A 22,383-nucleotide genomic window follows, 5' to 3' on the forward strand; every position below is an offset into this window, starting at 1 on the left:
AACAACAACCGCATCCGCAAAGTGGAGGCCGGCACCGGTATCATCACCACCGTGGCCGGTAATGGGACGGAGGGTTATGACGGCGACGGAGGTCCCGCTACCAGCGCCAAGCTCAGTAATCCCGAAGACGTGGCGGTGGACGGCGCGGGCCATCTCTACATCGCCGACTTTTATAATAACCGCATCCGCAAGGTGGAGGCCGGCACCGGCATCATCACCACCGTGGCCGGCAATGGAATGCTAGGTTATTCCGGCGACGGGGGCGCCGCCGCCGGCGCGAAGATTAATTGCTCCCGAGGAGTGGCCGTGGATAGCGACGGCAATCTCTACATCGCCGATAGTTATAACAACCGCGTCCGCAAGGTGGAGGCCGGCACCGGCATCATCACCACCGTGGCCGGCAATGGAAGCCAAGGCTATGACGGCGACGGGGGAGCTCCCACCAGCGCTCAGCTTCATCTTCCCTACCGCGTGGCAGTGGACGGCGCGGGCCATCTCTACATCGCCGATTGTGCCAACAGCCGCATCCGCAAGGTTTTTTGTGACGCGGTTGCCCCAACATGGTCCGCAGGTTATCCCAGGACCGGGACGGTCAGTGATACGGCGGCCCAGGTACTGGTAAAGGCAAACGAGAACGGGACGGCCTACTTTGTCTGTCTCCCTTCCGGCGCGGAGGCGCCTGGTGCGCTTCAGGTCAAGGCAGGGCAGGATGCGGTTGGCACGCCGGTGGCGGCAAACCGGAAAGGAAGCGTGGCGCTGACAGCTGACCATGAAGCAAGTCTTTCAGTAACGTCACTAACGAATGGCACTTATCGCATTTACGTGGCGGCGGAGGATGGGTTTGCCAATCTGCAGGCGGAGCCGGCCAGGGTAACAGTGACCAATGACTCGGCGCCGGAATTCGACAGCGGTTACCCCCGCACGGCCAACGTGAAAAATACCAGCCTTGACCTTTTGCTTAGGACCGATCGGGCCGCCACCGTCTACTACAAGGTATTTGCCCAGGGGGTGGCCCCACCCACCTCGGCAGAGCTTAAGAGCACCGGTACACCGGTGATCATAGCGGAGAAATTTGTTGCCATATGGGAGGGCAGCGGCAGCGGCGCCGGACAGTTCAACATGCCCTTCGGCATCGCGGCGGACGCGGAAGACAATGTCTATGTGGCGGATACCATGAACCACCGCATCCAGAAATTCGACCGGGACGGTGACTTTATCGTCCAATGGGGCAGCCAGGGCAGCGGCGACGGGGAGTTCAACAGGCCTTTCGGCGTCGCGGTAGACAGGTCCGGCCATATCTACGTGACGGACGCCTCGAATAACCGCATCCAGAAATTTGACAGCGGCGGCAATTACCTTGTCCAGTGGGGGGGCGCCGGGTCCGGTAACGGGCAGTTCAACAGCCCCATAGGAATTGCGGTGGACAGTGACGGCCATGTCTATGTGACGGATAGTAATAACAAACGGGTGCAGAAATTCGACAGCAGCGGGAACTATCTCACCCAGTGGGGCACAGAAGGTACGGATAACGGACAGTTTAAGGGACCCATGGGCATCGTGGCGGACGAAAACGGCCATGTCTATGTGTCCGATGAGCTGAACCACCGTGTCCAGAAGTTTGACAAGGACGGGAACTTCCTGCTCAAGTGGGGCCGGGCGGATTGCCAGCAGGGTTCCGGCGACGGCGAATTCTATTGGCCTGATGGCATGGCCGTAGACAGCGACGGATATATCTATGTCATTGAATCGGGCAATAACCGTGTTCAGAAGTTTGACACCAGCGGAAACTTTATCGCCAAGTGGGGCGGCTACGGCAGCGGCGCGGGACAGTTCAGCCACCCGTATGGAATCGCCGCGGGAAAGGTTGGCATCTATATTGCGGATACAGGGAACAACCGGGTCCAGCAGTACGCCTTTATGGAGACGGCGAGCGTCACCCAGGGCCTTATGGACGGGCAGGCCTTTGACATCTATGCCGTGGCCGAGAGCCGGGGCTACCTGCATCCGGCACCGGTTAAGGTGACGGTGGCCATGGATACGGCGCCGGTCTTCGACGGTGGCTATCCCAAAACGGCCAATGTGCAGACCGCCAGCCTGGACCTGCTGCTAAAGCTGGATGAGGCGGGGACGGCTTATTACAAGGTCTATGACGTGGGGATGGGCAACCCGTCATCGGCGGAATTGAAAGCCAGCGGCACGCCGTTGACCGTCGCGGGCACCGGGGAAGTGTCCGTAGCGATCACGGGCGGCTTGGCGGAAGGACAGACCTATGACATCTTCGTAGCGGCTGAGAACGCCAACGGCAGCCTGCAAGTTGTTCCGGCCAAGGTCATGGTGACCATGGCGGGGACGGCATCCGGGGCTTATATCGCATCCGCGGTACCTGAAGTATTGACCGAGGGGTTAGCCAACGACGGCAGCCTTGACCCCAATACGGTAGTGATCACCATCGCCGGCGGCACCCTGGCGGCCGACATCACCAAAGGGGACGTAACAGCGGAGAACCTGCCCGCAGGATTGGACTACACCGTCATCAGGACGGACGGGACCCATCTGACCATCGCCGTCACCGGGCAGGCCGCCCGCCATACCGATGTCGATAGCGTAAGCGGCCTAACCTTCACCATTGTTAAGGCCAAGGTAAGCGGGGCGGTAGGAAGCCTGATCAGCCCAAACATCAGCATCCAATTCAAGGGGGCGGCGGCCCCCACCAACCCGGTGGCGGACGATGACAGCGACACCTTCGGCTGGACTTATACGCCGGGTTATGAAACCCTGGCGGATTACGAATACAGCGTTAACGGCGGACTCACCTGGAATGACTGTACAGCCAACCCCCAGCCCGTGGGAAATGATCATTATGCGGCAGGAACGGTACAGGTCAGGGTGAAAGGGGACGGTGCCACAGGGAGGCCCTCCGGAGAGATACTGGCTTCCGATGGGGCCTTTACCAAAATACCGGTATTTGACAGCGGCTATCCCAAAGCCGATCACGTTACGGATACCACGGTAGACCTGAGCGCCAAAATGGACGAGGGGGGTAACGTTTACTATGTGATCTGCGGCCCGGGAGGGGACGCGCCGTCGGCGGCGGCCGTGAAGAGCGGCGGGACCCCGATGGCGGTCACCGGGAGAACCTACGCCGCCCAGTGGGGCACAAGCGGCAGCGGCAACGGGCAGTTCAATACCCCGAACATGGTAGCCGTAGATCGAGACGGCAATATCTACGTGGCGGACGATGGCAACGCCCGCGTCCAGAAGTTCGACGCCAATGGGAACTGGCTGCTCCAGTTCGGCAGCCGCGGCAGCAACGACGGGCAGTTCCAGAACGTCAACGGGGTGGCGGTGGATGGCGCCGGCAACGTTTACGTGACGGACTGGAGCCTGAACCGGGTGCAGAAGTTTGACAGCAACGGGACTTTCCTGACCAAATGGGGCGGCAGCGGCACCGGCAATGGGCAGTTCAACCGCCCCTACGGCGTAGCGGTGGACGGCGCCGGCAACGTCTATGTGGCGGACAGTCAAAACAGACGCATCCAAAAATTCAACAGCAGCGGGACTTATAGCACCCAGTGGGGCACTTTAGGGGGCGGCGACGGGCAGTTCAACCAGCCGGTGGGCGTGGCCGTGGACGGCGCCGGCAACGTCTATGTGACGGACTGCAATAACCACTTCGTCCAGAAGTTTAACAGCAGCGGGGGTTTTCTCGCCCGATGGGGCGTGATCAGCGGCGGCAGCGGCGACGGGCAGTTTAACAAACCCCAGGGAATCGCGGTGGATCAGAACGGCCATTTCTATGTGGCGGATATGAATAACCAACGTATCCAGGAGTTTGACGGCAACGGGACTTTTATCTGCAAATGGGGCGGTGCCGGCAGCAGCGACGGGCAGTTCAACGAGCCGTATGGGGTAGCCGTGGACAGCGAGGGCAATGTCTATGTGTCCGACCGGCCCAACAAACGCATCGAGAAGTTTTCTCCCGTACATACGGCCCATATCACCGGGCTTTCGCCCGGGCAGTCGTACGACATCTACGTGGTGGCGGAGAACACCGGCGGCCGTCTGCAGCCCAGTCCGACCAAGGTCATGGTAACCATGGGCGTGGCGGTCCATTTCCCCGATGCCGGCCTGGAGGCGGCGGTGCGGGGGGCCATTAACAAGCCGGCGGGAAATATTTATCAGACCGACCTGGATGCCCTGACCGCATTGGATGCCAGCGGCCGTAATATTACCAACCTCTCCGGCCTGGAGCATTGTACCGTCCTGACCGAACTCAACCTGTCGGACAATCAAATCAGCGATCTCTCGGTTTTGGCCGGCTTGACCGCGCTCTTTAGCGTCAACCTGCAGCATAACCGGATCAAGGACATCACCCCCCTGGTGGAGAACGCGGGGCTGGGCGCCGGCGACACCGCGGATATCACTTACAACCACCTGGATCTTGGCGCCGGTTCCCCGGATCTCACGGCGATTCAGGTACTGCAGGGCCGGGGCGTGGATGTGAACTTCGAACCGCAGGAACCGGTTTACACCCTAACGGTCAATATCGACGGTCCGGGCAGCGTCACCAGGGAGCCGGACCGGACGGCCTTTGCCAACGGCGAGTCCGTGACCCTGACCGCAGTTCCCGACAACCGCTGCTGCTTCAAGGGCTGGAGCGGCGCCCTGACCGGCACCGCCAACCCGGCCACCCTCGTTATGGATGGGGATAAGACGGTTACGGCCCAATTTGCGCTGATACCGGCGGCGCCGACGGGCCCGATCGTGGACGATGTTGACGACACCTTCGGCTGGACCAACGTGCCGGATTATCCTGACATCCAGGATTACGAATACAGCGGAGACGGCGGCGCCACCTGGTCCGACTGCACCGCCCACCCCCAGCCTGTGGGAAACCGCAATTTTGCGGCGGGAGCGGTGCAAGTCAGGGTAAAAGCGGATAGTGTTACAGGGAGGCCCTCCGGAGAGATACTGGCTTCCGATCGGGCCTTTACCAGAATACCGGTATTTGACAGCGGCTATCCCAAAACTTCCAACGTCACGGACACCGCATTGGAACTGAGCGCCATGATGGACGAGGCGGGCACCGCCTATTATAAGGTGTACAGCCACGGGGCGGACGCGCCGTCGGCAGCGGCCGTGAAGAGCAGCGGGATCCCGCTGGCGGCCGGCAGAGTCTACGCCGGCCAGTGGGGAGGTAGCGGCAGCGGCAACGGGCAGTTCAATGCGCCGCACATGGTGGCCGTGGATCGAGACGGCAATATCTACGTTGCGGACGATGGCAACGCCCGGGTTCAGAAGTTTGACAGTAGCGGGAACTGGCTGGCCCGGTTCGGCAGCGCCGGCAGCGGCGACGGGCAGTTCCAGAACGTCAACGGGGTGGCGGTAGATAGTGCCGGCAATGTCTATGTGACGGACTGGACCCTGAACCGCGTGCAGAAATTTGACAGCAGCGGGAATTTCCTGGCCAAATGGGGCAGCGGCGGTACCGGCAACGGGCAGTTCAGTTATCCCTACGGGGTGGCGGTGGATGCAGCCGGCAATGTTTATGTGGCGGACAGTCACAACAACCGGATCCAGAAATTTGACAGCAATGGGACTTTCCTGGCCAAATGGGGCAGCAACGGCACTGGCAACGGGCAGTTTAAACTGCCGGTGGGAGTAGCCGTGGATGGCGCCGGCAATGTCTATGTGGCGGACTGCGATAATCATCGCGTCCAGAAGTTTAACAGCAGCGGGACTTTTCAGGCCAAATGGGGCGGCACCAGCAGCGGGAGCGGTGACGGGCGGTTTAACAAACCCCAGGGAATCGCGGCGGATCAGAACGGCCATGTCTATGTGGGGGATATGAGAAACAATCGCGTTCAGGAGTTTACCGGAAACGGCACTTTTGTCAGCAAGTGGGGCAGCGCCGGCAGCGGCGACGGGCAATTCAACGAACCCTATGGAGTAGCCGTGGACAGCGCCGGCAATGTCTATGTGTCCGACCGGCTGAACAAACGCATCGAGAAGTTTTCTTCCCTGTACAGGGCCAACATCACCGGGCTTTTGGCCGGGCAGGCATATGATATCTACGTGGTGGCCGAGAACACCGGCGGCTGCCTGCAGCCCAGTCCGACAAAAGTAGAGGTGACGATGGCCACGGTGGTCCGGTTCCCCGATGCCGGTCTGGAAGCAGCGGTGCGGGAGGCCATTAGCAAGCCGGCGGGAAATATTTATCAGACCGACCTAGATGCCCTGACCGCATTAAATGCCAGCGGCCGCAACATCGTCAACCTTTCCGGCCTGGAGCATTGTACCGCCCTGACCGAACTCGATCTTTCGAACAATCAAATCAGCGATCTCTCGGCCTTGGCCGGCCTGACGGCGCTGCATGATGTCTATTTGCAGCATAACCTGATCGAGGACCTCGTCGCCCTGGTGGCGAACACGGGGCTGGGCGACGGCGACACCGTGAATGTCACCCACAATCACCTGGATATTGTGAGCGGTTCCCCGGACCTGGGGGCGATTCAGGTCCTGCAGGGCCGGGGCGTGGATGTGAGCTACGATCCTCAGGAGCAGATCTACACCTTGACAGTTAACATCGCCGGCCCGGGCGGCGTCACCAGGAACCCGGACCGGACGGCCTTTGCCACCGGCGAATCCGTGACCCTGACCGCGGTTCCTGACGCCGGCTGCTACTTCGAGGGTTGGAGCGGCGCCCTGACCGGCCGCACCAACCCGGCAACCCTCTTCATGGACGGGGACAAAACGGTCACAACCCAGTTTGCCCCGGTGCCGGCGGCGCCGACAGACCCGGCGGTAGACGACCTCGACAACACTTTCGGCTGGACCAACGTGCTTGATTATCCTGACATTGAGGATTATGAATACAGCGTCAACGGCGGCGCCACCTGGTCCGACTGCACGGCCAACCCCCTGCACTTGGGAAACCGCAATTATGCGGCGGGAGCGGTGCAGGTCAGGGTGAAAGGGGACAGTGTCGCAGGGAGGCCCTCCGGAACGATACTCGCTTCCGGCCAGGCCTTTACCAAAGCGCCGGTACTTGACAGCGGCTATCCCAAAGCCGCCAACGTCATGGAGACCACGCTGGACCTGACCGTTAAAATAGACGAGGCGGGCACCGCCTATTATAAAGTGTACAGCCACGGGACGGACGCCCCGTCGGCGGCGGAGTTGAAGACCGGCGGGACACCGGTGGCCGTCAGTACGGCCTACGTCGCCCAGTGGGGCACAAGCGGCAGCGGCGACGGGCAGTTCGATACTCCGAACATGGTAGCCCTGGATAAAGACGGCAATATCTATGTGGCGGACGATGGCAACGGCCGCGTCCAGAAGTTCGACGGCAACGGGAACTGGCTGCTCCAGTTTGGCGGCCCCGGCAGCAATGACGGCCAGTTCCAGAATGTTAGCGGGGTGGCGGTGGATGCGGACGGCAATGTCTATGTGACGGACTGGAGCCTGAATCGCGTCCAGAAGTTTCATAGCAGCGGGACTTTCCTGATCAAATGGGGCGGTAGCGGCAGCGGCGACGGGCAGTTCAGCTATCCCTACGGGGTGGCGGTGGATGCAGCCGGCAACGTTTATGTAGTAGACAGTCACAACAACCGCATCCAGAAGTTCAACAGCAGCGGAACTTTCCTGGCCAAATGGGGCGGCAGCGGCTACAGCAACGGGCAGTTCAGCCTGCCGGTGGGCGTAGCTGTGGATGACGCCGGCAATGTCTATGTGGTGGACAACAGCAACAAACGCGTCCAGAAGTTTGACGGTAGCGGAAACTTTCTAGCCAAATGGGGCAACTTAGGCAGCGGCGACGGGCAGTTCAACTCTCCGGAGGGAATCGCGGTAGACCATTGCGGCAATGTCTATGTGGCGGATGGGAACAACAAACGCGTGCAGAAGTTTAACAGCAGCGGGACATTTATCAGCAAATGGGGCAGCAGCGGCAGCGGCGACGGACAGTTCAGCTACCCCTATGGAGTAGCTATAGACAGCGCCGGCAATATCTATGTATCGGACCGGCCCAATAAACGTATCGAGAAGTTTTCTTATCAAGCAACCACAAACATCACCGACCTGGGGGCCGGACAGGCATATGACATCTATGTGGTGGCCGAGAGCAGCAGCGGCGGCTTGGAGGATGCGCCCTCCAAGTTAGAGGTGACGATGGGAGGGACCATAGACAACGGGGGGATCAACTATGAATCGGAAAATTGGGCCATCACCCCCGGCATGGCGGTATACGACAATCACCTCTATACCGCGTGGGTAGAAAATACAAACGGGCATACCCAAATCAGAGTCAAAAAATATGACGGCGCCGACTGGAGCCCTGCGGACAGCGGCAGCCTGAACATGGATTCCGGCAAAAACGCCTATAACCCGGCCCTACGTGAATTCAAAGGTTCCTTATACCTGGCCTGGTATGAAGACCCGGGCACTAACAAAATATATCAGGTATATATCAGAGAATATGCCGGGGGAACGAGCTGGGATGAGGGTGTTAAATTGAGTTACAGCGATTATAAAGCCTTCAACATCAAGCTTAAAGTTTATGACAATACCCTTTATGCCGTCTGGGTAGAGAACAATGGAACCAGGAACCAGATCCGGGTTAAAATGACATCTAATGGTGGCACCTGGGAGACGGCAGACGATAATAATACCTTAAACTACAATCCGGCTGATCACGTCACCATTCCCAGTGCAGAAGTGTACGACGATGCCCTTTATGTGGCCTGGAGTGAAAAAGGAAAGATCAGATTAAGAAAATATGACGGAAGCTGGAGCGGCGCAGATGACGGAAGTCTCAACTATGACGACAGCAAAACCGCCCACGTGCCCATTTTGTTAAACAACGGCAGCTTATATCTCATCTGGCTGGAGCAGAATGCTTCAGACATCTACCAGGTCAGGGCGCAAAAATATAACGGCACCTCCTGGGCACCTGCAGGCAGCGACAGCTTGAATGATGATGAAAGCCAGGGGGCATCCATGCTGAACGGCACCGTATATCACGGTACTCTTTATGCCGCCTGGACGGAAAACGGAAAAGTGAGAATCAAAACCTATGATGAAGATGAAGAAACATGGGTACCGTTAGGTGACGGAAATATCAATTATGATGCGTCAAAAGCCTCCTCCGGGCTCACATTTATGGAGTATCAGGGAAAACTGTATATTTCATGGAAGGAAAGTAATGGTACCGCCGAGCAGATTCGCGTGAAGGTACATTAAGGGCGTAGGGAGCGGTCTCTGTGCCGCCCCGCATAGGAAAGGAATGAATGGCCGGATGGAAAAAGAAACAACCAAGAAACCATGGGAAAGCCCCCAAATCATCGAGATAGAGATTAAGATGACCCAGCTTGGCGGGGGATTTGGTGGTTTTGACCTGTTTGAACAAGAAGAAGAGACTGATGTGGGTTCTTAATGTACCCATGACAGACAAAATTTGTGGTGTAACATTGTAGGCGGCGGTCTCTGTGCCGGTTTTTCTTATGATCATTTGCATATGATGATGGTAATACCGAAACGGGCAGGCACAGAGACCCACCCTTACAGGATATAAATGATTGTTTAAATCATTTATGATTTTTCTGAAAGAGGAATTAAAACAAACTGGTCGAAAGTGTTTTTGGAATAATTCTCATATAAGTAGTGTTGGTAATCAAATGAATCTGGCGCACAAAAAATTATGGGGGCGGCTATGGGGGCAATCTGCGGTATTTTTGATTTAAGTGGGGATAGTATTAATCCTGAAATATCCGGTTTCATGATGCATGAATTAGGTAGATATGAAGGGGATTTTTCCGATACCTGGACAAAAGGTCAGGTGTTTATGGGCTGCTATACCCAATTCATTACTCTGGAATCAGTTCATGAGAGGCTGCCCTATCATGATAGTAAATCAAATATGACCATTACAGCAGATGCCATCCTGGATAACAGAGCAGAGCTGTTAAATATATTTGGTATTGCTGGACAAAATTGTACACAAACACCGGATAGTCTTCTCATATTAAAAGCCTATCAAAAATGGGGGAAAGAATGTCCTGCCCATCTTGTGGGCGATTTTTCCTTTGCCATTTGGGACGGAAATGTGAGGAAGTTATTTTGCGCTGTCGATCACACGGGAAACAGGACCTTTTATTATTACACCTCCCCCCGGCTGTTTGCCTTTTCCACTCTTATCAAGCCCCTGTTTGCAATTGGAGAAATTAAAAAAAATTATTCTGATGCATGGATTTGTGATTTTCTCTCCATCCCTTCGGTGATTCACCAACTGGATAGTGAATTGACGATATATCAAGACATTCTTTTGCTTCCTGCCGCCCATACCTTAATGGTGAATAGGCAAGGAATCAGCAAACAAGTTTACTGGAAGATGGAAAAGCAAAAAGAGCTAAAACTTAAATCCGATCAAGAATATGAAGAAGCCTTACGACATGTTTTGGGACAGGCGGTAAACAGCAGGCTCAGGAGCATAAAACCGGTGGGAGTAATGTTGAGCGGAGGACTTGATTCCACTTCCGTAGCGTGCCTGGCCGCCACTGAGCTAAAGAAAAGAGGACAAACTCTTCAGGCGTTCAGCTCCATACCGATGGTTGGATATCATAACAGGCTTTCCGCGAAAAAAATAGCGGATGAAACACCGTATATTGAGGCAGTAAAGGACTATTCCGGAAATATTGACGTGATATACTGCCGGTGTGAAGGGAAACATTCATTGAGCGATACGGACCGTTTTTTCTCGGTCTTTGAGCAGCCCTATAAAATACTGGAAAACCTGTTTTGGATTGACGAAATTTTAGCTCAGGCAAAGGATAGAAACGTTGGAATCATGCTGACCGGAGGTATGGGTAATACCACTATCTCATATGGAATATTTAGACATTGTCTCATCTCCTTCATGCATTCGGGTAAATGGAAAATGTTAATAAGTGAGATAAATGCTTATTCCAAGATTAAAAAAACAAAGCCCCTTAAGATTATTTCGGATTTAGTCAAATCATTATTTCCCTATGAAGTACAAGAAAGATGGTATCAGATGAGAAACAAGAACTGGGATACCCCCTTTCAATTATCCCCTATTAACCCCCAATTTGCGAAGCAAATGGGCCGCAGAGGCAGGTTTAAAAGGTATCGGTACGATCCTTTTTATATCAAAAAAATGGACTCTTTTGCGTACAGACAAATGATGCTATCGCCTGCTCACTTCAGTCATTTAGCGGGTATTTATACTAAAATATCCCTATCTCATCATTTAATTTTGCGGGATCCGACTATTGATAAACGAGTGATAGAGTTTTGTTTGAGCGTACCTGATGAACAATATATCAGAAATGGCAGGGAAAGATCGTTGCTGAGACGGGCCATGGAAGGGATATTGCCCGATAAAGTAAGGCTCAACTACAAAGAACGTGGGCAGCAAAGTGCGGATTTTGTCCAAAGATTGCAGCCGCTGGAACAAGAAATTAAGGAAGAAATCATGAAAATCGGGAAGTCGGATCAAGAAAAAAGGTACCTTGATCTGGAAAGAATACACCGGACTTTACAAGAAATTGACTTAACTAAGATGGATGCTTTAAACGATTATGACTTTCGGATGTTATTAAGAAGTATTATTTTCAGCCGGTATTTGAGAGAAAATCGATAAATGCTATTTTTATAAACAAGTGGGGCTGTTTTCATAAGAATTTGACTTATGAGACGCCCCTTTGACATTACTTTGGCGAATCTTAATTTTTATTTTTAGAATACCATCATCTGAGTGCCAATGTTGAGGATAAAGACAAGAACAAGCCCATAAATGATAAAAATTGACAAAATATATAAAATTTATAAAAATTATGTGCTATTATATTGAGTAGATAGGTTAAGACTAAGGGGAGTGAAAATAAATGAAACGCATGGAGTTATTGGGGCTACGAAAGTTATGGAAAAGAATTTTGTTTTCCTTATTCATAATAGCGCTGAGCGCTGTGATTGTGTTAAGTCCAGCGGATGTGGCGGCGGCAGATTTTACCCAAGTTGTGCCGTCTTTTCCCCTGCCTTCTTTTTCATCCCCCACCGGTTTAGCCGCGGACAGCAGCGGAAATGTATATGTGGTCGATTCAGCAAATAACCGCATCGAGAAGCTTGATGCCGCGGGAAATATCTTAACAGTATGGGGAAGCAAGGGTTCTGGTGACGGGCAGTTCAACAGCCCTAAGGGAATAGCGGTGGATCGTGTGGGGAATGTCTATGTAGCCGATACAGGCAATAACAGGATCCAAAAGTTTGATTCCCAAGGCGATTTCCGCGGGAAATGGGGAAGTACGGGCACCGGCAACGGGCAGTTCAATAATCCATACGGGATCGCAGTCGGCAGTGACGGGAACATCTATGTAGGCGATGCCAATAATTACCGGATCCAGAAGTTTAACTCAGACGGAGATTTCCTGATAAAATGGGGGAGCCAGGGAACCGGTCAAGGTCAATTTGATTGGCCCACGGGCGTGGCCGGTGACAGAAACGGAAATATTTATATAACGGATACAGCAAATAACCGCATCCAAAAATTTGATGCTTACGGAAATTATCTTACACAATGGGGAAACGAGGGATCGGGTCAGGGCCAGTTTAATTGGATGTACGGGATTGCCCTGGATGATGAGGGAAACATTTATGTAGCAGACACAGACAATAACCGTGTCCAGAAGTTTAATTCAAACTGTACTTTTATCACGGAATGGGCGGGAAGCGGGGATTATACGTTCAGCGGCCCCTATGGCATTGCTGTCACCGCTAGTGGAGAAATTTATGTCGCCGATACCAATAAAAACCGGATCCAGAAGTTTGATTTAAATGGTAGCTTTCTCACAGTTTGGGAAAACAAAGGAAGCGGAGAGGGGTGGCTGGACCAGCCTGGCGGAGTGACGGTGGATAGCAGTGGGAATATTTACGTGGCCGATACGTTAAACAATCGCATCCAGAAGTATGATGCCCAGGGAAACTTTGTGAAAAAATGGGGAAGCTTGGGCACCGGCGACGGCCAGTTTGACGCTCCTTCTGGAGTTGTGGCCGACATGGCCGGGAATATCTACGTCGCGGATACAAACAACTGCCGCATCCAGAAGTTCGATGGGGAGGGAAATCTTACTAAAAAATGGGGGAGCTTCGGTTTTAGCAGCGGTAAATTTAGTTATCCCAAGGGGCTAACGGTAGACAATGCCGGGTATATCTACGTGGCAGATACAAATAACCACCGGATTCAGCAGTTTACCTCCGAAGGCAGTTTTGTCAGAGAATGGGGGAGCAGGGGGAGCGAAAATGGTCAGTTGAAATATCCTTGTGGGTTAACGGTGGACAAGACGGGTAATATCTACGTTGCCGATAGAGATAACCACCGGATTCAAAAACTTGATACAGAGGGAAATTTTACTGCATGGGGAAACTTCGGTAGTGGCAACGGGCAGTTTAAAAATCCTTCCGGGGTGGCGGTAGACGGAACCGGGTACGTTTACGTGGCGGATGCTGAAAACTCCCGCGTCCAGAAGTTTGATGCCGACGGAAATTTTCTTACAGCGTGGGGAGGAAAGGGCAGCCTGGAAGGCCAGTTTGATGAACCCGGGGGAATTGGTGTAGACAAAGGGGGAAACGTTTACGTACCGGATACACTAAATCACCGGATTCAGCGTCTGATTACCGACCCTGTAGTGGTGACAGACAGCGTTCCGACAGTGGATCCAACGGGAAGCAAGCTTATGATCACCTTCAGTAAGGAAATGGCAGATCCTGCCGGCAAACAGGGCTCCTTTACAGTCACGGCAGAAAACCAGCCCATAACGGTAAGTTCCGTATCATTAGGGGTTAATAACAATACCATAGATCTGATTATTGGCCAGGTATACCAAGGACAGACAGTAAAGGTGGCTTACACGGGAGCGGCAGGACAAGTGACCTCCTCCGACGGAGGGATGCTTGTAACATTTGGGGCCAATACTTATCAGGTAGTTAATAACTCCACGGCGCCCTTCGACCATGGTGGCTTAAACATAGATTCTTCCAGCAGGGCAATCACCCCCAATATGACTGAATATAATGGTGACCTCTATGTCACCTGGATGGAAAACAGCGGCGGGCACACCCAAATCCGCGTTAAAAAATTTAACGGCACCACATGGAGCAGCGCGGACAGCGGAAGTCTGAACATAAATACGCAAAAGGATGCCTATAACCCGATCTTGATGGAACTGGACGGCACCTTATACCTGTCCTGGTACGAACAAACTGTTGACAGCAACAACTATCAGGTATACATCAAAGAATATGACCGGGAAACAAATGACTGGGGAAACAGCGAAAATATCAGTTGCAGCAGCAATAAGGCATTTAACGTTAAATTGGCAGCTGACAATGATTTTTTGTATGCCGTTTGGGTAGAGAAAAACCATGAGAACAAAGACCAGATCAGAGCAAGGAAGTATGATGGAAGCACATGGAGCGAAGCAGACCTGGGGACGGTAAACTACAGCTCCGCAAAGGCCGCATCGCTTCCCGATATTAAGATATTCAACGATGATCTTTTTGGCGCATGGAGTGAAAACGGCAGAATTCGAGTAAAAAAATATGAGGGAACTTCCTGGAGTACGGCAGACAGCAATACCAGCCTCAACTACGACAGTACAAAGGTCGCCGACATGCCGGTCCTCATCGTCAATGGCAGCGATTTGTATCTCATCTGGGGGGAGAAGAATGCTTCAGGGATCTACCAGGTACTGGCAAAAAAATACAATGGCACAACATGGGAACCAATCAATGGCGGGGCTAGTCTGAACAACAATCAAAACGATGGGGCATACATGTTAAACGGGTTCTCATATCACGGGACTGTATACGCTGCATGGACGGAAAATGGGAAAGTAAGGATCAAAGCCTATGATGAAGGGGCAGACACCTGGACTTGGGCAGACAACGGCAGCATTAATTATGACGTTTCACAAGCATCCTCCGGAATCACATTTCAGGAGTATCACGGAAAACTATATATGACCTGGAATGAACATCATGATACCGCAGAACAGGTTCGGGTGAGAATATATCAAAACTAACCATTTTGTGCGGTGAAAGGAAGGAATATTGAAATGGAGAAAAATACATGCAAGAAACCATGGTCAATTCCCCAAATCGTAGAGATTGCTATGATGAAGACGGAACATGGCGGGGGATACGATGGGTTTGATATTGCTTTTCAAGATGCTTCGGAAGATCCGATAGTTACCGGTTCTTAATTCTAACAGGTTCTCTCAAGTTTGCCTGAATTGATAACTGAAATTGTGCTATGGAAAGGTATGAATGAAAAATGGCGGCTGTTTATCAATACTGCGCCTTTGGAATGAAAATCGCCTCCCAAATACCGATACCGGAACTGCAACCCTGTTCTGGCATGCCTGATATAAATATTGCTATTGGCAAAGTGCCTAAAGAAATTGAGGGAGCTATTGACTCTAATGCCTATTATCAGGCAGGCAAAAATCAATTGCTGTTTCATATCACCAATGTGGGAAGCTATTATATCAAAAATGGAAATCAAATTATGATCGAGCCTGCTCCGAATGCAGAGAAAAAAGCAATTCGTTTATTCCTGCTGGGTTCAGCCATGGGGGCAATCCTCTTCCAAAGGGGTTTTTTTCCTATTCACGGAAGTGCCGTTGTTGTCAATGAATACTGTTTTATCGTTACCGGAAACCAAGGGGCAGGCAAGTCAACATTGACAGCAGCCCTAAGGAAGAAGGGATATGCTATTTTAACGGATGATATCGCTGCCGTAGCTTTCGATGCGGAAGGGATTCCCTGGGTTTACCCGTCGTATCCCCAGCAAAAGCTGTGGAAAGACAGCTTAGAATCAATGGGGCATGAGGTATCTTCCTTATCCAACATATATGGACGTATAGATAAATATGCCGTTACGATACAGGATAAATTTTGTGAAACCCCTAAAAAGCTGGTAGGAATATACGAGGTGAGGAAAGAAATTTGCCAAAATGTAAACATGAATAAACTTTCCGGCATGGACAAGCTTGCCACAATTATGAACAATATTTATCGATTGAGTTTTGTCAGCGGGTTGAATTTAAAGGAAGAAACTTTTCGCTACTCTGCCGCCTTGGCGAAACAGGTTTCTGTTTCTAGGATCACCAGGCTGGATAGTGTGTTTTGCGTGGAAGACCAGATTAATCTAATCGAAAGTGATTTACAAAAAGGAAGTGAAATAAATGAATCAGCCATTTAAAATTCAGCTTGAAACGGTTATTATACAGACAACGGGTTTGGTTGCCGCCGATCTGGACGGAGAAAAGGCCATGATGAGTGTAGAGAAGGGAAAGTATTACGGACTTGATGCCACGGGGAGTTGTATTTGGGAATTGATTGCGAAACCTGTGACTGTGAAAGAGGTGATTGAAGCGCTGATGGATCAATACGATGTTGACGAAACTACCTGCCAAAAAGATGTGCTTGTTTTCTTAAATAAGATGGTTGATGAAGGACTTGTATCCATTGTTTAGGCTTCTGAAAAAGTGGACTTTGCTCCCCCGGGCGGACCGTTTCATGCTTTTGAAAGTTTTTTGCTTGATGGGTATGGTAAGAGTGTTGATTCTGCTCCTGCCTTTTAAATGGATAGCCAAGCATTTAGGCCATCAAGGGATAGAATCATCTCAAGAAGAGGACTCGGTCAAGAGGGAAGCTGCAAGAAAAATTGGCCGGGCGATCGCAAAGATCAGCCGGTATACACCGTGGGAAAGCAAGTGCCTGGTTCAAGCGATAACTGGAAAGATTCTGATGAGGAAGATGGGAATATCAAATACCTTGTATCTTGGGGTAAGGAAGAATGAAAAAAATGAGCTGGTTGCCCATGCCTGGCTCAGGGTAGGACCGGCAATAATCAGCGGCAGGCATGGGAGGGACGAGTTTAAGGTTGTATCTTGTTTTTCAGAGATCATGAATGACCCAAAACAATAAATGTAAAATAGGAAGGATCGTATAGGATATGGGGTATAACCGCCTGTTTAGAGAAATTTCACCGGAACTGATGCTATTACTCCTGTGTGCGAAAGACAAAAATGGGGAAGAAGAGGAGATCGCCAGGCTGTTAACTCAATCCGTCAATTGGAATTTATTTTTGCAGCTGGCCAGGCACCATCGATTATTTCCCCTGGCACATAAAACATTGAGCAGTATAGATAACCCGAGAGTCCCCGATCATGTGACGGAGGCGTTGCACCAGGAGTACCGGAAAAATGCTTTAAAAGCTGTGGGCCTGACCGGTGAGATGGTAAGAATCATGCAACTGTTTGAAGAAAATGGAATCAGGTCCCTCATCTTAAAAGGCGCTCCTCTCGCCCTTAAGCTATATGGCGATGTTGCTTTGCGACCATCCAAGGATATCGATATCATGGTGGGACTTGAAGATTTGGAAAAAGCGGGCAGAATCCTGGAAAAGGAAGGATATAAAAATAATCTGTTTGATGTTCCTATGACACTGCGTCAAAAAAAGGACTATTTAGATAAATTTCATCATTTCAATTATGATCATGCGGAGCGGCACGTATGTCTGGAACTGCATTGGAAGATGCATAAAATTGATTTAAAATATCAAACCCTATCAAATCTCGAGGTCAGAAAAGTAGATATTGCCGGATATGCGGTGCCGGTGATGGCAGATGAAGAGTGGTTTATCTATCTGATGGTGCATGGATCCAGTCACAAGTGGTTCCGTTTGCGCTGGTTGTGTGATATGGAAAGATGGATGGGGCAGGAGCGGGATATGGATTGGGAGAAATTGATTTCTCTTGCTGATCATGCCGGACTAAGAACCGTTTTGCACCAGACCATCCTTCTGACCAATGCGCTTTTGAAAGCACCTGTTCCTGATCCCATCGCACCGTCTCTTCTGCGTGATAAAAAAGCCTGGGCACTGGCTAATTTAGTGATCAATCAATTGTATGACAAGGAAGACCATAGGCCTTCAGTTTCCTACCGGAGGAATTTTATTGTGAACAATGGGTATCATTTACGGCTGCGTTCAGAATGGCGGAATAAGGTGACCTATCTATTTTCTTTATTGCAGCCTACGAGCCGGGATTTCCGGCTGATTTCCCTTCCGGACAGCTTGTATCCCCTCTATTATCTGATCAGGCCGATGACCTGGCTGGGCAGGCGTTTGAGCAGTTTTTCAAGGAGAAAGATGCTGTGAGAAACTTTTTATTCTACATCAAGGATTTATATGCCTATGCAAAATTAAAGATCTTGCTTAATTTGGTCCTAATGGTGCTGCTGGGCTTGCTGGAAGGGATCGGTATCCTGATGCTGATCCCCTTTCTCAGTATTGCCGGGATTCTATCGTCAACAACGGCCGCAGGAGGAGCGGATTTCTGGTTGAAACAGTTTTTTAGTGATTTGGGGACAACCATCAGTCTGCCTGTGGTTCTCCTGATTTACACCGGCATCATCTTTGTCCAAAGCTGGCTCCGGCGATATCAATCGAACCTAAACACCCGGATTCAGCAAGGGTTTTATAGTTTTTTAAGCATCAGGATGTTTCAAGCCTTGGCCTATACCAAATGGTCTTCTTTAATGGCCAGGAAAAAATCGGATGTTACCCATTTGTTAACCGGGGAATTGGCCCGGGTGAGCGGGGGTACCCAATATGTTTTGCAGATGACGGCAACCGCCGTGATATCAACGATCCAAATCGGTATTGCTTTTTTGTTGTCTCCCGGATTGACTTTCCTTGTGCTCCTGGGCGGGATGGCGTTTTTTTGCTGGATGCAGAGGTATGTAAAGGAAGCGAAAAAGACGGGGGCATCTATTTCCCAGCATACCCGGAATTTATTTTTTGATGTGACTGAGCATTTGAACGGCATCAAAGAGGTAAAGACTTGCGGCATGGAGACCAGGCAAATCGAAAATTTTATCAAACTGCGCCAGGCCATTGAAAACAACTTTGTCCGGTTCAACCGGATTCAAAGCGGCACAGACATGTTATATCGGGTAGGCGCGGCGGTTTTTATCAGCATCTTTTTGTACAGCGGGATAGAAATTTTTCAGATTCAAGCTGAGGAGCTTTTATTGATGGTGGTGATTTTTGCCCGCCTTTGGCCCAGACTGTCTTCTCTCCAGGTGGGGCTTCAGCAAGTGGCGATGATGCTTCCGGCGTTTCAGGCTGTGCTTGACTTTGAAAGCCAATGTCTCCGGGACCAGGAGAAGTATTTGGAGGGGCCTGCCTATGCTCCCATAGAATTAAGATCCGGCATCGAATTGAAGCATGTTTTTTTTCGCTATCAGCAAGAGTCTTCCAGCTATGCCCTGAGAGATATCAGTTTCTCCCTTCCAGCGGGAACCACCACTGCCCTCGTCGGCGTTTCCGGTTCCGGAAAAAGTACGGTAGCAGATTTGATTACCGGCCTGATTACCCCTCAACAGGGAGAGATTCTCATTGATGGTACTCCCATAGCCAATAGTGCTCTGCATTTGTGGAGAAGAGGGATCGGTTATGTTCCTCAGGATGCCTTTTTATTTCATGCCAGCATCCGGGATAATATGGGGTGGGCCCATCCCGGGGCATCAGAAGAAGAAATATGGAAAGCGCTCAAGATGGCGGCAATAGATGAATTTGCCGCACATCTGCCGGAGAGGCTGAATACTGTGGTTGGGGACAGGGGCGTGCGCCTGTCGGGCGGAGAGCGTCAGCGCATGGTTCTGGCCCGTGCTTTGTTAAGGAAACCTTCTGTGCTGATCCTGGACGAAGCCACCAGTTCTTTGGATGGGGAAAATGAAAAACGAATCTATCAAGCCATTGAAAGCCTTCATGGGAGATTAACGATTCTGGTGATTGCCCACCGGTTATCCACGATCAGGAAGGCAGACCAGATTATCGTATTGGACCAGGGAAGGATTGTGGAAAAAGGCAATTATGCAAATTTAATGGAGAATAAAGAGAGCCGTTTGCGTGCTCTGGCCGCAATATAAACGAAAACCGAAGGAGGACATCGGGATGCATGCCCTTGTTTTTGGCCTTACTTTTCGTCCCTTTTCCTTTTATCATATGGGAGCCCTTGCAATGATTCCCCTGCTGGGTTTCCTGCTCTTTCATTTTCGGCAGATGATCAGGCAAAAGAAGATCAACAGGATCATCCGGGGTATTTTCTTTGTGATCATTGTAGGCAACGAACTGTCGGGGCATATCTGGTTAATCCTGCATCACCAGTGGTCCATTACCTGGGCGGCGCCCCTGCAGCTTTGCGATCTTTCCGCCCTCCTCTCGGCGATTCTCCTGCTGAAGAATCACCTTATTCTTTATGAACTGGTCTATTTTTGGGGACTTGGCGGCGCGGTGCAGGCTCTTTTGACCCCCGATATCGGCAGCAACCCGGTTCCTTTATTCTGGCTACTCCAGTTTTTTATTTCCCATGGGATGATTATCATCACCTGCCTCTTCTTTACCTTTGTGGAGAGGTTCCGGCCCTCGGTTAAATCAATAGGGAAAACGATCCTGGCTACCAACCTCTATGCAGTTCTCATCGGTTTCTTTAACTGGTGCATCGGAGCAAACTATCTCTATATTTGCCATAAACCGGCCGCCCCCTCTCTTCTGGACTATCTGGGGCCCTGGCCCTGGTATATTTTCTCCCTGGAATTGGTGCTGGGGGTTATGTGCTGTTTGCTGTATCTACCTTTTTTGATTCTTGACCGTTTCAAGCCCGTCCTTATTCCGGGAAAGAGTGACGGCTCCAGCTTATAGCCGGGTGACGGGAAAAGTTTTAGCAGGAAAATTGATCATGAAGTGGAATTGTAGAGTATGATGAAAATAATTTGTACTAGCGATCAGAGCAGAAAAATTAAATATTTCGCCGTGACTTTATGGGCAGTGATTCTTTGGAGCACCTCTTACCCTGTTATTCGTTATTTGGTTCTCGCCGGAAGCGATCCTTTTTTAGTGGCCTTTTGCCGCACCTTTTTTACTATGATCATTTTTGCCGGCCTTCTTTTCTGGATGAAAAAGCCTCCTTCTTTTGCGCACTTTAAAGCCAATTGGCCCCTATTACTGGGGATGAGTCTGACGGGAGTGGTGGGGATGTTTCTCGCCCTTGCCATTGGCCTTCAATATGTCCCGGCGGGGAAATCCACCCTGATTAATTCCATTAATCCGGCTTTAATTGTTTTTATGGCCCATTTTGTTTTTCATGAGCCATTAAGCTGGCGTCGCATCACCGGGTTAGTGCTTTCGCTGCTGGGGGTGCTTTTGGTGATTACCGGCAATGACCTGGGGGTTTGGCATCGCCTTTCTTTTCAGGCGGCCGATCTGTTTTTTGTTTTTTCCGGTTTCTGTTGGGCTTTTTATTCTATTTTGAACCGGGCTTTAGGCGACAGGATGGATCCCATGGAAGGGTTGTTCTGGGTGTTTGCCTGTGCCGTGATTTGTCTTCTTCCTGTGGCAATCATCTTAGGCAACCATTTTAGGCTTTTCTCGGCACAGAGCTGGCTGTGGCTGTTCTATTTAGGCTTATTTCCCGGTGCTTTAGGCAATTATTTTTGGTATCAGGGAATTATCGTGGTGGGAGCGGCAAATGCGGGCCTGATCAATAGCTTCTTGCCTCTTTCCGCCATTATTATTTCTTATTTTACTCTGGGCGAGATTCTCACGCCTCTCCAGATGGCGGGGGCAACGATTCTCACCTTTGGTGTTTGGCTCGGGATTTACCGGACGCCCAAACCCGGTGCATTTGGGCATGCTCATCTTGAGGACCGGAGCCTGTCTAAATAGGCGAGGGAAAACCGGGTGATCCGAAACTGGGTCCGGAATCTGATTTGGCAAAGGCTGTAGAGACTTGATGAGGGAGAGCTTTGGTGATGCATTATGTTTATATTGTGGAATGTAAAGACGGCACTCTTTACACAGGGTGGACCACGGATATGGAAAAGCGAATCGCAGAGCACAATAAAGGGAAGGGAGCCAAATATACCAGGGGAAGATTTCCTGTGCAGTTAAAATATTATGAAGAGTTTTCCGTGAAGGAAGAAGCCTTGCACCGGGAGTATTTAATTAAACAATTATCCCGGCAGGAAAAGGTAGAATTAATTTCTTCCCCATCATCGGCAAAATGATCAAATGGAGATCATTTCTGGGACGGGAAAATTCATTAAAAAAAGCGCAAGGCGCTTTTTTTTTACCTGACTAACTTGGCGTAGGTCTCCCGCTTCGGGAGTGCAACGCCAAGTTAGTCATGCATTTGCAGTTCTCACTCGGTATTAGCAGTTCTAAAACTTGGTAAGAAAAGCACTTATCAAGTTAAGAACTTGCGTCAAAATTCAGATAGAGTAAAAGAATCTCCATCTGAA

At 50.9% G+C, this 22,383-nt stretch carries 13 protein-coding genes; all 13 read left to right on the forward strand.

Features of this window, described 5'->3' with window-relative positions; all coding sequences use genetic code 11:
• Positions 1-51: 51 nt before the first annotated feature.
• The 13 genes from DCMF_RS29440 (at position 52) to DCMF_RS28535 (ending at position 22,149) form a co-directional block, all read left to right on the forward strand.
• Positions 52-9,240, forward strand: a complete 9,189-nt coding sequence (locus tag DCMF_RS29440; protein ID WP_236860144.1) for a 6-bladed beta-propeller — start codon at positions 52-54, stop codon at positions 9,238-9,240.
• A 55-nt stretch (positions 9,241-9,295) separates the two neighbouring features.
• Complete coding sequence (locus tag DCMF_RS29445) at positions 9,296-9,433, forward strand: hypothetical protein (protein WP_214658973.1); 138 nt, start codon at positions 9,296-9,298, stop codon at positions 9,431-9,433.
• A 276-nt stretch (positions 9,434-9,709) separates the two neighbouring features.
• Positions 9,710-11,659 carry an asparagine synthase-related protein gene (locus tag DCMF_RS28490; protein WP_214658974.1) on the forward strand — a complete coding sequence of 650 codons (1,950 nt, stop codon included), beginning with the start codon at positions 9,710-9,712 and terminating at the stop codon, positions 11,657-11,659.
• A 244-nt stretch (positions 11,660-11,903) separates the two neighbouring features.
• Positions 11,904-15,095 (forward strand): 6-bladed beta-propeller, encoded by a 3,192-nt coding sequence (locus DCMF_RS28495; protein ID WP_148137581.1) that lies wholly within the window; start codon positions 11,904-11,906, stop codon positions 15,093-15,095.
• Positions 15,096-15,128: 33 nt separating this feature from the next.
• Positions 15,129-15,275, forward strand: a complete 147-nt coding sequence (locus DCMF_RS29450; protein ID WP_214658975.1) for a hypothetical protein — start codon at positions 15,129-15,131, stop codon at positions 15,273-15,275.
• A gap of 71 nt (positions 15,276-15,346) precedes the next feature.
• Entirely contained in the window at positions 15,347-16,276 is a 930-nt protein-coding gene (locus DCMF_RS28500) for a phosphoenolpyruvate carboxykinase (ATP) (RefSeq protein ID WP_148137582.1), read from the forward strand.
• Positions 16,260-16,550, forward strand: a complete 291-nt coding sequence (locus tag DCMF_RS28505) for a lasso peptide biosynthesis PqqD family chaperone (RefSeq protein ID WP_148137583.1) — start codon at positions 16,260-16,262, stop codon at positions 16,548-16,550. Before DCMF_RS28500 ends, DCMF_RS28505 begins: the two co-directional genes overlap by 17 nt.
• 43 nt (positions 16,551-16,593) lie before the next feature.
• A complete protein-coding gene (locus tag DCMF_RS28510) occupies positions 16,594-17,004 on the forward strand; it encodes a lasso peptide biosynthesis B2 protein (protein ID WP_236860145.1) in 411 nt (136 codons plus the stop codon).
• 28 nt (positions 17,005-17,032) lie between these two features.
• Positions 17,033-18,238: a nucleotidyltransferase domain-containing protein gene (locus DCMF_RS28515; RefSeq protein ID WP_148137585.1), complete on the forward strand. Its 1,206-nt coding sequence runs from the start codon at positions 17,033-17,035 to the stop codon at positions 18,236-18,238.
• Positions 18,235-20,013 (forward strand): ABC transporter ATP-binding protein, encoded by a 1,779-nt coding sequence (locus DCMF_RS28520; protein ID WP_148137586.1) that lies wholly within the window; start codon positions 18,235-18,237, stop codon positions 20,011-20,013. Before DCMF_RS28515 ends, DCMF_RS28520 begins: the two co-directional genes overlap by 4 nt.
• A gap of 25 nt (positions 20,014-20,038) precedes the next feature.
• The gene (locus DCMF_RS28525) at positions 20,039-20,785 is read left to right on the forward strand and encodes a YwaF family protein (RefSeq protein ID WP_148137587.1); all 747 of its coding nucleotides are present in this window, start codon (positions 20,039-20,041) and stop codon (positions 20,783-20,785) included.
• A 57-nt stretch (positions 20,786-20,842) separates the two neighbouring features.
• Positions 20,843-21,808 (forward strand): DMT family transporter, encoded by a 966-nt coding sequence (locus tag DCMF_RS28530; RefSeq protein ID WP_148137588.1) that lies wholly within the window; start codon positions 20,843-20,845, stop codon positions 21,806-21,808.
• Between the two features lie 86 nt (positions 21,809-21,894).
• Positions 21,895-22,149: a GIY-YIG nuclease family protein gene (locus tag DCMF_RS28535; RefSeq protein ID WP_148137589.1), complete on the forward strand. Its 255-nt coding sequence runs from the start codon at positions 21,895-21,897 to the stop codon at positions 22,147-22,149.
• Positions 22,150-22,383 lie beyond the last annotated feature (234 nt).

Source organism: Candidatus Formimonas warabiya, assembly GCF_002777255.1.
In the GTDB taxonomy this organism is placed as follows: domain Bacteria; phylum Bacillota; class Dehalobacteriia; order Dehalobacteriales; family Dehalobacteriaceae; genus Formimonas; species Formimonas warabiya.

Excerpts from the sequence above, each read along its gene's own strand:
- DCMF_RS28535 (WP_148137589.1), top strand. The coding sequence starts at position 21,895 with ATGCATTATGTTTATATTGTGGAATGTAAAGACGGCACTCTTTACACA.
- DCMF_RS28500 (WP_148137582.1), top strand. The coding sequence starts at position 15,347 with ATGGCGGCTGTTTATCAATACTGCGCCTTTGGAATGAAAATCGCCTCC.
- DCMF_RS28525 (WP_148137587.1), top strand. The coding sequence starts at position 20,039 with ATGCATGCCCTTGTTTTTGGCCTTACTTTTCGTCCCTTTTCCTTTTAT.
- DCMF_RS28515 (WP_148137585.1), top strand. The coding sequence starts at position 17,033 with ATGGGGTATAACCGCCTGTTTAGAGAAATTTCACCGGAACTGATGCTA.
- DCMF_RS29445 (WP_214658973.1), top strand. The coding sequence starts at position 9,296 with ATGGAAAAAGAAACAACCAAGAAACCATGGGAAAGCCCCCAAATCATC.
- DCMF_RS28495 (WP_148137581.1), top strand. The coding sequence starts at position 11,904 with ATGAAACGCATGGAGTTATTGGGGCTACGAAAGTTATGGAAAAGAATT.
- DCMF_RS28505 (WP_148137583.1), top strand. The coding sequence starts at position 16,260 with ATGAATCAGCCATTTAAAATTCAGCTTGAAACGGTTATTATACAGACA.
- DCMF_RS28490 (WP_214658974.1), top strand. The coding sequence starts at position 9,710 with ATGGGGGCAATCTGCGGTATTTTTGATTTAAGTGGGGATAGTATTAAT.
- DCMF_RS28530 (WP_148137588.1), top strand. The coding sequence starts at position 20,843 with ATGATGAAAATAATTTGTACTAGCGATCAGAGCAGAAAAATTAAATAT.
- DCMF_RS29450 (WP_214658975.1), top strand. The coding sequence starts at position 15,129 with ATGGAGAAAAATACATGCAAGAAACCATGGTCAATTCCCCAAATCGTA.
- DCMF_RS28510 (WP_236860145.1), top strand. The coding sequence starts at position 16,594 with ATGCTTTTGAAAGTTTTTTGCTTGATGGGTATGGTAAGAGTGTTGATT.